Here is a 10,120-nt window from a genome sequence, read left to right as displayed (position 1 = left end):
ACCCAGGGCCCTCCCCCGAACCGCCACAGCCGGCCACCCAGGCCCTGGTCGAAGGGGTGTTCTGCCGCGACGACCATTTCAACGACCCGGACCAGCGGTACTGCCAGATCTGTGGCATCTCGATGGCCCAGCTGACCCAGGTGTCCCGGCTCGGGCCGCGGCCACCGCTGGGCGTGCTGCTGCTCGACGACGGCAGGACGCTGCGCCTCGACACCGACTATGTGGTGGGCCGCGACCCCGACACCGACGAAGACGTCACCGCGCAACGGGCCCGCCCGATGCGGATCACCGGCCCGGCCAGCGGCGTGTCCCGCCGCCACGTCCGCGTCCGGCTCGACGGGTGGCACGTCGCAGTGGTGGACCTGAACTCGGCGAACGGCACCCTGCTGCACCGTCCCGGCACAGCCGGACCCGAACAGCTCACCCCCGGCGTGCCCGCCGTGATCACCCCGGGCACCCGCATCGACTTGGGACCACGCTGGTTCCGCTACGAGTCTCACCGCAACACGTAGACGTGAGGAACACACTCAGGTGCAGGGAATCGCAGACTACGATTTCGTCCGCCCGCTCGGCTCCGGCAACCACGGGCACTTCTTCCTGGCCCGACGCCCTCGCCGGCTGCCGCTGGACGTCGAGTTCGTCGCCGTCAAGGTGCTGCACGCCGAGTCGAGCGACGTGGCGTTCCGCCGGGCCACCCGGGAACTCGCCGCGTTCGCGGCGGTGCGCTCCCCGCACCTGGTGACCCCGATCGACGCGGGCCAGCAGGACGGTGTCTTCTTCTACTCGATGGAGTACCTGCCCGCCGGTTCGCTCGCCGACCCGGCCCAGCCGTACACCGTGGTCCAGGGTCTGCGGGCGCTCGCCTCGGCCGCGCGGGCCGCCGCCGCCATGCACGCGGCGGGCATCGCGCACCGCGACATCAAACCGGGCAACGTGCTGCTGCATCGCGACGGCGGCAGACTGTCCGACCTGGGACTGTCCCAGGTGTTCGCTGAGGGGGTCACGGTCACCGGGATGGGCGGTCTCGACACGATCGAGTACGTCGACCCGGCTGTGCTGCTCGGTGGCGCCCCGGGTCCTGCCGGTGACGTGTGGTCGCTGGGCGTCGTGCTGCACCGGGTGACGAGCGGGACCGGTGTCTACGGGGACCTGCCCGCGTCCGACGGCCTGCTCGCCCTGCGCCGGGTGCTCTCCACCACCCCGCTTGTCAGCGACAGCCTGCCCGGACCTGTCGCTGACCTGGTGCGGGACTGCCTTGGCCCGGCCGAACAGCGGCCGGACGCCGCCACCCTCGCCGACCGGATCGACGGCGTCCAGCCGTGACCTCCCATGCCGTGGGTCAACTGCTGCTCGGCCTGGCGGTCATCATCGTCCTGGCCCGGGCCCTGGGCGCGCTGGCTCGCAAGATCGGCCAGCCACCGGTCATCGGCGAGATCATCGCGGGCATCCTGATCGGTCCGAGCATCTTCGGCACCCTGGTCAGCGACCGGCTCTTCCCGTCCGACGTCCTTCCCGCGCTGGCCGGGCTCGCCAACATCGGCCTGGTGCTGTTCATGTTCATCGTCGGCTACGAACTGGATCAGACCCTGGTCCGCGGCCGTCAGCGGGTCGCGGTCAGCGTCTCGATCGGCTCGATCCTGGCACCGCTCGGGCTCGGTGCCGTCCTGGCGCTGTGGCTGGCCGGCCGCCACGACGTCACCGACACCCTGCCGTTCACGCTGTTCATCGGCGCGGCCATGGCCGTCACCGCGTTCCCGGTGCTGGCCCGGATCGTCGCCGACCGGGGCCTGATCCGCACCGAGGTCGGCGGCCTGGCCCTGGCCAGCGCCGCGGTCGACGACGTGATTGCCTGGTCGCTGCTGGCGGTGGTGGTGGCGGTCGGGACGGCCGACGGGGGTCTGCCCTGGCAGGTGCTCGGCATCATCCCGTTCCTGTTCGTGATGTTCCGCTGGGTCCGCCCGCTGCTGCGACGCCTGGCCGTGGCCCGCGAGCGCGCCGGGCGGCTCACCCCCGACATCCTGGCCGTGATCCTCGCCGGGCTGTTGATCTCCTGCTACCTCACCGAGATCATGGGTCTACACGCCATCTTCGGCGCGTTCGTGTTCGGAGCGGTGATGCCGCGGGTCGGCGGTGAGGCGCTGCGCCACGAGATCCTCGAACGTCTGGAACAGGTAAGTGTGCTTCTGCTGCTGCCGGTGTTCTTCGTGGTCGCCGGGCTACAGGTCGACCTCTCCACCGTCGACGGCAGTGCCCTGCTGGAGCTGGCGCTGATCCTGTTGGTCGCCATCAGCGGCAAGTTCATCGGCGCCTACGCCGGAGCACGCCTGAACCGGGTCGGAGCCCGGCAGGCCGGCGCGCTGGCGACGCTGATGAACACGCGCGGCCTGACCGAGATCGTCATCCTGTCCGTGGGTCTGCAACTGGCCATCATCGACCAGCAGATCTTCTCGATGATGGTGGTGATGGCCCTGGTCACCACGATCATGGCCGGCCCGCTGCTCGCCTGGATCTATCCGCAGCGGATCGCCGACCGCGACGTCGCCCAGGCGGAACGGGCGGCGCTGCGTGGCACCGCCGGGTACAAGGCCCTGGTGGTGGTGCCCGACGCGGAACCCGCCGCCACGGCGGTCCTGGACCTGGCGACCGCGGTGGTCAGATCCCGCAGGCCGGCGACGCTCGCGCTGGCCCGGCTGGTGCCGTACCCGGCGGCTCCGCTCGAAATCGGCAACGGCCTACTGGAGATGAACCAGGCGATGGCCGAACTGAAGGCCCTGGCGGCGCGTGCCGGTGGTGGCCCGGACGTGCCGATGGTGGCCCGGTTCACCAGCAATCCAGCCGAGGATCTCGCCGAAATCGTCCGCACGGGTGAACCGGACCTGGTCGTCATGACCGACGGTGAACCGGGCGGCACGCCGATGGTCGGCACTGTCATTACGCTCGCCGCGACTCCGCCGGCACCGACAGGTGTGGTCATCGCCCGTCTCACCGGCGACACCCGGGCGGAGGCCGTGCTGCGGACTGCGGCTGAACTGGCGGCGGCCCACCAGGTCACGTTGATCGTCGATGCGGAACCGCCTGTCACCCGCCGGCTGGCGGCGACCGTGCGGGAGTTGCGCCGGCACGGCCTGACCGTGCGGGAGGGATCGGACGACGTCGAGGCGGCGGGTGCGCTGGTCGTGGCAGCCGACTCGACGGCAGGCGCTAATGTCGTGGTCCGTGCCAGCATCGGCGAGGCCGGAAAGGCACCGGAGCCGTGGGCGTCAAGGCTTGGGACATCGGACGACAAGGAAGCGACACAGGTGAACAGCGCATGACCGATGCCACCAGGTCGGTGAACGGCAGGCCGTTGCGGCCCGGCGACCCCCGGCACATGGGACGTTACGAGCTTATCGGGCGGCTCGGCGAAGGCGGCATGGGCACGGTGTATCTGGCCGTGACGCCGGAGGGCCGCCGCGTCGCCGTGAAGATCATCAAAATGGAGCTGGCCGACGACCCGCAGTTCCGGCAGCGGTTCCGCAGCGAGGTCGAACGGGCACAGGCGGTGCCGCCGTTCTGCACCGCTGAGGTTCTCGACGCCGACCCCCACCACCAGCAGCCGTACCTGGTCGTCGAATACGTCGACGGCCCGAGCCTCGCCACTGTCGTCGCCGAGCAGGGACCGCTTTCGTCGTCCAATCTGCACGGTCTGGCCATCGGGGTGGCGACAGCTCTCACCGCGATCCACGGCGCCGGTGTCATTCACCGCGACCTCAAACCCAGCAACGTCCTGCTCGCCCTGGGCAGCCCGAAGGTGATCGACTTCGGGATCGCCCGCGCGATCGAGCAGACCACCCAGCACACCCGCGCTGGTCAGATGGTCGGCACGGTCACCTACATGGCACCGGAACGCTTCGACGAAGGCTCCGCCCGCAATCTGACCCCGGCCGCCGACATCTTCGCCTGGGGCGCGGTGATCGCCTATGCCGGGACCGGCCGCAGCCCGTTCGCCGCCGACATGCCGCACATGGTCGCCGCCCGCATCCTGACCATGCCGCCAGACCTCGGCGGGTTCACCGGCCCGCTGCGGGACCTCGTCGAGCAGTCCCTTGCCAAGAATCCGGCCGACCGCCCCACCGCCCGAGAGCTGCTGGACCGGCTGTTGGACACCGGCCCGCAACGCGCAGGTGACGCCACCTCCGTCCTGAATCAGCAGCCAGCGCTGCGGGAGGCGGTGGCCGACGCCCAGGCCGCCGACGACAGGCATGCCGTGGCGAACCCAGCTTCGGTGACTACCAGGTTCCATTCGCCTGCCCGGGTCGAGAAGTCCGGTCCCCGGCCGCAGGTCGCACCGACGGTCGGAGCCGGAGCGCCGAAGCCCCGGCGAGGGCTCGGCCGGACAGCATCCGTCGTGTTGGCCTTCACTGCGGTGGTGGCGGTGTCCCTGCTCGCGGGAATCGCCTCCGGACACATCCCGATCAACCGCGACAACGCGGGCCAGGAGGTCACCGGTGCGGCCTCCCTGCCGCCGGTGTCGCCCTCCACGACGGCGACGACCCCCGAAGGAGATTCCGTCGTCGCCGACCCGCTGACCGTTGAGAAGAACTGGCGGGTGGTGCAGGACAACGTGAACCAGGCTTCCTGCTCGTTCGACGACGCGCTTGTGGTGACGAAGGAGTCGTCTGGGCCGTACCGCTGCCGCGGACCGCGCCGGGCCTTCGGCGACTTCACCGTCACGGTGACGACACGGATCCTGACCGGGGACGGCTGCTCGGCGGTGTGGCTGCGGTTCGGCAAGTTCAGCACGGCATCGGACTGGGAGGCCGGCCATCTCCTGGCGGTCTGCGCCGACGGCTACCGGCTGCTGACCCACGGACTCGACAACGGCAGCGACCTGACGGAGCTGACAACGTTTCCGTACGCCGAACCGCCGGCGCATGGGGATCCGATCACGGTCGGGATCACCGCCGCAGGAGAAGAGTTGACCTTCACCCGCGACGGGGAACAGATCGGCACCTGGCAGGACTCCCCGTTCACCGAGGGCCGCATCGTCCTTGGCGTACTGAACACCTCCGACCAATTCCCCATCGAGGTCTCCTTCAACGACATCGACATCCGCGTCTGACCACTGCTCCGGAACAACTGAGGCCGCCGACATCGAGGTCTCCTCGCGCCTCCTCTCATCCGGAGGGTTCGGCGCTGCATCCCTACCCTGTCTTCAGCCAGTCAGCGTTTCGACTGGCTGGCCGGTGATCGCGGCGACGAGGTCGAAGTCCTTGTCAACGGCGACGCGGTCACCGAGTTCGGGCCGCTGGCGAAGGTGATCGGAACCGCGTGGTAGCCGATCGCGGCGCTCATCTGCCGGTCGCTCATCGCTTGCAACACCAAGCCATCCGACAGGGTGACCGCCTCGATTCCCGCCGTGGGGGTGAAGGCGTTGAGCGGGATCGCCTCGACCAGCCGCGCCCGCGTGGCCAGCACACCTTCCTCCAACCGACTGTAGGCGGCGTCGAAGGCGTCCTGGTCGAACCGGTAGCCCCGGACAGCGGCAACCACAGGTTCCAGGATGTGCTGCACCAGCGTCCACCCCAGCTGGCGGTGCGTGACGGCGAACTCCACGCCCACGCCGCAATCCACCCGCTCGCGCAGCAGCTCATCGGCGGCGACGACAGCGCGCACCGCCGTCATCTCAGCGAAGATGTCCAGGAACCGGTAGTCCGAGACCCAGCCCGGCATCTGCCAGGCACCGCGCCGGAGGGCGACGAACGATTCCTGCCCGTGGCGGTGCCACTCGCCGAAGTCAGGGACGGTCGCGAACACCGGGACCCCGTCGCGAGCGGCGAGGTCGCCGAGCACCGCCACCATCAACTGGGCCACTGCCGCTTGCAGCTGTGGACACCGCACTCGAACCCCCACCACGCCACCTGCCGCCACCATCGGCCGTCCTCCCTGCCCGATCTAACGAACCAGACAGGATCCCAGATTCATCAACAAGACTCGCTCCCGAATCAGGGGAAAGGGCGGCCCATCATGACCTTCCCGATTGTGTGCGGCGTGTGGTCTCCAGCAGGAGCCACCGTGGGACAACCAGTACCAAACTGGCCCACTTGCGGTCGCAAACGGGCGTTGATGTGGTCGGTCGGTGGTCGTGGGCTGCGGGAACGGGGTTTCCGGCGACGCGGGCGAACGCGGGTCAACGCGGGCCACGCCCTGCCACCCCAGGTGTACCCGCAGGTCGCTAGACTGGGCCCTCGCGCCCTCGTAGCTCAGGGGATAGAGCATCGGTTTCCTAAACCGTGTGTCGCAGGTTCGAATCCTGCCGGGGGCACCTCAAAGATCAGCCTGTTTGCCCAGTTCAGCGATGCTTCCGAGGTGCCAGCAGGCCGTGGGCTGTTTGACAGGATCATGGTCGCGATGATCGGCCGGTCGGCACTGCCCGGCCGCACCGACGTCGAGGCCCGGTTCACAGCGATTCTCGACGGCAGCCAGTCGCGCGACGAAGTCGACCGTTGGGCGACCCGGGCTATGCGGAGCCTGGAGCATGCCGAGGTTGATGAGCCGATCTGGTGGGCACTCGGGGTGCTTTCCGGCATCGATCTTCGCGACGGGCCGGGTGAACCGTACCTGCATGACGATGAACAGGTGCGCGGCTGGCTCGCAGAATTCCGGGCACGGTGCGGCGTCTTCAGTTGAGCGTCGCTTCGATGCGTTCGTTTGTGCGGCTGCGGTCTCCGTCGAGGCACTTGGCGTACACCTTGAGCAGCACGTCGACCGAGTGGCCGGCCCGCTCCGCGACTTCCGGAGCGGGCAAGCCGGCGTTGAGCCACAGCGACACCCCGGGCGTGCCGCAGGTTCGATTGCACAATGTGGGGATAGGAGCGATGCCCACAGTGGGAGGACGCGTGCAGAAGCGGGGGACGGCCGATCGGCTCACGCTGGTTTCGACCGTCGGCCGGTGGTTCCATCTGCACCAACCGGTGTTGATCGAGCGCGGACAGACCTATTGGGTCGACTACGAGACAAGTGAACTGTGCATCGACCGAGGTGACGGCAGCGTCACGCGAGCCGCTGGCTGGTTGTGCCGCTGAGCCCACGAAGCAACGACGGCACCTCAGGACACGGCGTAGGTGTCTTCGATCTCGTGGCGGCTGCCGGGCATCACCAGCACCGAGGTCATGATCGGGTCGCCGGAGGCTTGGTGCGCCGCCCCAGATGGGGTCCAGCTTGGTGATGTCGGTACCGACCGCGATGTCTAGCGAGGACCGGGCCGACGTGCAGGATCTCGGTGTCGCCGGTCTCGTTCAGCTCGACGGCGTCGCGGGCGTACTCCGGGGAGGTGTGGCCGGCGGCGGGTCGGCCGCGTACGAAGCTGCCCTTGCCTTGCTGCGATTCGATCCAGCCGTCCTGCTTGAGGATGCCCAACGCCTTGAGCACCGTCGGTCGGGACACTCCCAACTCGGTGCAGAGCTGGTTCTCCGACGGCAGTGCCGCACCGGGCGCGTAGTCGCCGTCCTCGATGCGCTTCCGTAGCGTGTTCAACACGCGCAGGTATTTCGGCGTCGGAATCCCGTACGCCATCGCGGGCACCCCACCTATGAACGCGGCCCGCACCGGCCGCGCGCGCCGCCGTTGACCGGTGAGGGTTGGCTGGCAGCCGGCCGGGCCGCGCGGCCACGAGCCCGCGCGGCGCAGGGGAGCGCACGCCGGCCGCGCCGGCGGGCTGGCGGTGTGGTCGCGGGGTTGCGGCCGCGGATTGCGGAACGCCGGCCGGTTCACTCGTCGTCAACTGGGGCTGCCTAGCGTCAGGGTGCAGCGTCCACTGTTCCGGACAGGGAGTTCCTCTCGGCGCGAGGTGCTCCGCCGCGGGCAGGATGTGGTGGACCTGGAACAGGTCAACATTAACCAGCGCCGTGACCAACGAGGTGCGATAGGACCGGCGACGCGGGTCGACGGGTGAAGGAGGACAGGTGAGTTTCGAGACGGACGTCCGGTCCGCCTTCCGGCGTGGTGACACCGCGCTGGTGGGCCGGTTGGCGCGCGCGGAGATCGAGCGGGCCCGAGCGGCCGGCGAGCCCGGCGGCGAGGTGGAAGGGCTCTACGCCCTGGCGCGGGTCGCGCTGCGCGGTGGCGACCTGCCCCGAGCCGAGCAGCTCGCGGACGAGGCGTTGCGGGTCGCGGTGCGCTCCGGTGACCGACGGCTGGAGGAACGGCCACGACACGTGCTGGCCGCGGTGGCCCGGATGTCCGGTGACCACGCCCGGGCGCGGGAGCGATATCTGGCGAGCATCGCGCTCAACGAGGAGCTGGGGCAGCCCGAGCTGGTCAACGCCGAGTACCACAACCTGGCGTTCACCGAGCTGCACCTGGGCAACCTCGACCGGGCGCGGCAGTTGTTCGCCCAGGGGCGGGAACGGGTCTTCCGGGAGGGTTACCGGTCGTTCGTGCCCTACCTGGGGGTCGCCGCCGCCGCGTTGGCTGCGGCCGAGGGCGACCACCGGCTGGCCGCCCGGATGGTGGGCTTCACCGACCGGGCGTACGCGGCGCTGGGTCAGGTGCCGGACCCGGACGACGCGGCGGAGCTGGCGAGCGCCCGGCAGGCCGCCGCCGCGGCGCTGGGCGAGGCGGGCTTCGCCACGGCGTACGCGGCCGGCGCCGCTCTGCCGGACACCGAGGCGTTCGGTCTCACCTGGCGTGACTGAATCGGCATCCGACGTCCGGCCCGCCTGCTGTGTGCTGGAAGGGTCCGCACCGGATCATTCCTGGCTGTCGGCCGGCAGGCGCTGCGGCAGTCCGAGTCGCTGGAACTGGTCGTCGTGAAAGGTGACGATCTCGGTGATCAACCCGCCGGTGATCCGCAGGACGTCGAGGGTCAGCGGCAGGTACGCGCCCTCCCGTTCCCGCCAGTGATAGAAGGCGACGGCGGGTTGCCGGTTCACGTCGGTGGGGATGCCGCGCAGACCCGTCATGCCCACGAAGCCGTCGTCGACCCAGTCCTTCACCACCGCGTCGCGGCCGATGTGCAGGCCCGGGGTGGGCGGCATCGAGCACCGGACATCCTCGCGCAGCATCGCGGCGAGCCGGTCGATGTCGGTGGCCACGCTGGCGTCGGTGAAGCGGCGGACCAGCTCGCGGGTTCCGGCGTCCTCCTCCTCGCTGCCGGTCCAGTCCTGCCGTTCGGCGGGCAGGTGCTCCCGCATACCGGCGCGGGCCCGTTGGAGCGCGCTGTTCACCGAGTTGACGGAGTCACCGAGCAGCTCCGCGACGTCTTTCGCCGGCCAGCCGAGCACGTCCCGCAGGATCAGCACCGCCCGTGGGCGCGGCGCGAGGTGCTGGACCGCGACCACGTACGCCAGCTCGATGGTCTCCCGCGCGACGGCGACGGTCTCCGGCTCGTCCCCATCGCCCGCAACCAGTTCGTCGAGCAGCCGGTCCGGGTAGGGCTGGAGCCACCGCACCTCACCGCCGGTCGCCGGCTCCGGCCGGCACTTGGCGAGCAGGTCCAGGCAGGCGTTCGTGGCGATCCGGTACAGCCAGGCCCGGAACGTCGACCGCCCCGCGAAGGTCTCCCGCCGCCGCCAGGCACGCAGGAACGTCTCCTGCACGGTGTCCTCGGCGTCCTCGAACGAGCCGAGCATGCGGTAGCAGTGCAGGTGCAGCTCGCGCCGGTGCCGTTGCGCCATCCCGGAGAAGGTCGGCTCGTCGACCTCGCCCAGCCCGGTTCCGTCCGGCTCCGTCAGTCGCCTGTCCGCGCTCATCGCGTCGTCCTTCCGTCTCGTCGTGTCCTGTCGTAGGTGTGACGGATGCCGGCGGGGAAACTCATCACCCGGAAGGGGCAGGCCGATGGCGATCGTGACGGCGGTCACACCGGTTCGGGACCTGATCCAGGGAAGCCTGTCGTCTTACCGGGTGTGAGAGCAAGCATGGATGCCGCCGACGAGGGGGAACTCGTACGCCGGGTCGCCCGTGGCGATCGGCGGGCGTTCGACGAGCTGTACCGGCGGACGGCACCGTGGCTGGAGGTGCGGTTGCGCCGCCGGTGTGCGGACCCTGATCTGGTCGCCGAGGTGCTTCAGGACACCTACCTCGCGGTCTGGCGGGCGGCGGGCAGCTTCGCCGGTGCCCAGGCCAGGAAGTGTCTCTTATA

At 69.9% G+C, this 10,120-nt stretch carries 11 protein-coding genes and 1 tRNA gene; 8 read left to right on the top strand and 4 right to left on the bottom strand.

Going from position 1 to position 10,120, the window contains the following annotated elements; genetic code table 11:
• From C1I93_RS23935 to C1I93_RS23920, 4 genes are all read left to right on the top strand, one after another.
• Nucleotides 1–512, top strand: a 512-nt coding sequence (locus C1I93_RS23935; RefSeq protein WP_146603566.1) for an FHA domain-containing protein, incomplete at its 5' end; no start/stop codon positions are given.
• 19 nt (nucleotides 513–531) lie between these two features.
• Nucleotides 532–1,323: a protein kinase domain-containing protein gene (locus C1I93_RS23930; RefSeq protein ID WP_111245537.1), complete on the top strand. Its 792-nt coding sequence runs from the start codon at nucleotides 532–534 to the stop codon at nucleotides 1,321–1,323.
• Nucleotides 1,320–3,314 (top strand): cation:proton antiporter, encoded by a 1,995-nt coding sequence (locus tag C1I93_RS23925; protein WP_111245536.1) that lies wholly within the window; start codon nucleotides 1,320–1,322, stop codon nucleotides 3,312–3,314. Before C1I93_RS23930 ends, C1I93_RS23925 begins: the two co-directional genes overlap by 4 nt.
• Nucleotides 3,311–5,101 carry a serine/threonine protein kinase gene (locus tag C1I93_RS23920; protein ID WP_111245535.1) on the top strand — a complete coding sequence of 597 codons (1,791 nt, stop codon included), beginning with the start codon at nucleotides 3,311–3,313 and terminating at the stop codon, nucleotides 5,099–5,101. The genes C1I93_RS23925 and C1I93_RS23920 overlap by 4 nt, the downstream gene beginning before the upstream one ends.
• A gap of 101 nt (nucleotides 5,102–5,202) precedes the next feature.
• On the opposite strand, the gene C1I93_RS23915 is transcribed toward C1I93_RS23920, so the two are convergent.
• Nucleotides 5,203–5,892 carry a hypothetical protein gene (locus C1I93_RS23915; RefSeq protein ID WP_249412378.1) on the bottom strand — a complete coding sequence of 230 codons (690 nt, stop codon included), beginning with the start codon at nucleotides 5,890–5,892 and terminating at the stop codon, nucleotides 5,203–5,205.
• A 339-nt stretch (nucleotides 5,893–6,231) separates the two neighbouring features.
• Between C1I93_RS23915 and C1I93_RS23910 the strand changes: the two genes are divergently transcribed.
• Nucleotides 6,232–6,304, top strand: a tRNA-Arg gene (locus C1I93_RS23910).
• Nucleotides 6,305–6,381: 77 nt separating this feature from the next.
• Nucleotides 6,382–6,669, top strand: coding sequence for a YxzC family protein (locus C1I93_RS23905; RefSeq protein ID WP_111245534.1), 288 nt, complete (start codon nucleotides 6,382–6,384; stop codon nucleotides 6,667–6,669).
• Here the strand turns inward: C1I93_RS23905 and C1I93_RS23900 are convergent.
• Nucleotides 6,662–6,811, bottom strand: a complete 150-nt coding sequence (locus C1I93_RS23900; RefSeq protein WP_181445300.1) for a hypothetical protein — start codon at nucleotides 6,809–6,811, stop codon at nucleotides 6,662–6,664. The two genes, C1I93_RS23905 and C1I93_RS23900, sit on opposite strands and share 8 nt — an antisense overlap.
• A 338-nt stretch (nucleotides 6,812–7,149) precedes the next feature.
• On the bottom strand, nucleotides 7,150–7,554 hold the full coding sequence (locus C1I93_RS23890) for a GntR family transcriptional regulator (protein WP_223256518.1): 405 nt from the start codon (nucleotides 7,552–7,554) through the stop codon (nucleotides 7,150–7,152).
• A 389-nt stretch (nucleotides 7,555–7,943) separates the two neighbouring features.
• Here C1I93_RS23890 and C1I93_RS23885 point away from each other — a divergent pair, with 389 nt between their 5' ends.
• Entirely contained in the window at nucleotides 7,944–8,675 is a 732-nt protein-coding gene (locus tag C1I93_RS23885; protein ID WP_111245531.1) for a tetratricopeptide repeat protein, read from the top strand.
• 54 nt (nucleotides 8,676–8,729) lie between these two features.
• Here C1I93_RS23885 and C1I93_RS23880 read toward each other — a convergent pair whose 3' ends face one another.
• On the bottom strand, nucleotides 8,730–9,731 hold the full coding sequence (locus tag C1I93_RS23880) for an RNA polymerase subunit sigma-70 (protein ID WP_111245539.1): 1,002 nt from the start codon (nucleotides 9,729–9,731) through the stop codon (nucleotides 8,730–8,732).
• A gap of 165 nt (nucleotides 9,732–9,896) precedes the next feature.
• Here C1I93_RS23880 and C1I93_RS23875 point away from each other — a divergent pair.
• Nucleotides 9,897–10,120, top strand: a 224-nt coding sequence (locus C1I93_RS23875; protein ID WP_369007957.1) for a sigma factor, incomplete at its 3' end; no start/stop codon positions are given.

It is taken from the genome of Micromonospora endophytica (assembly GCF_003236305.1).
GTDB classification, from domain to species: Bacteria; Actinomycetota; Actinomycetes; order Mycobacteriales; family Micromonosporaceae; genus Micromonospora; species Micromonospora endophytica.
Note: the sequence above shows the minus strand (reverse complement) of the source record. Positions and strands in the feature narration are given on the sequence as shown.

What these genes read in the sequence shown, in the direction of transcription:
- C1I93_RS23920 (WP_111245535.1), top strand. Translation starts at nt 3,311, where the DNA reads ATGACCGATGCCACCAGGTCGGTGAACGGCAGGCCGTTGCGGCCCGGC.
- C1I93_RS23905 (WP_111245534.1), top strand. Translation starts at nt 6,382, where the DNA reads ATGGTCGCGATGATCGGCCGGTCGGCACTGCCCGGCCGCACCGACGTC.
- C1I93_RS23890 (WP_223256518.1), bottom strand. Translation starts at nt 7,554, where the DNA reads ATGGCGTACGGGATTCCGACGCCGAAATACCTGCGCGTGTTGAACACG.
- C1I93_RS23880 (WP_111245539.1), bottom strand. Translation starts at nt 9,731, where the DNA reads ATGAGCGCGGACAGGCGACTGACGGAGCCGGACGGAACCGGGCTGGGC.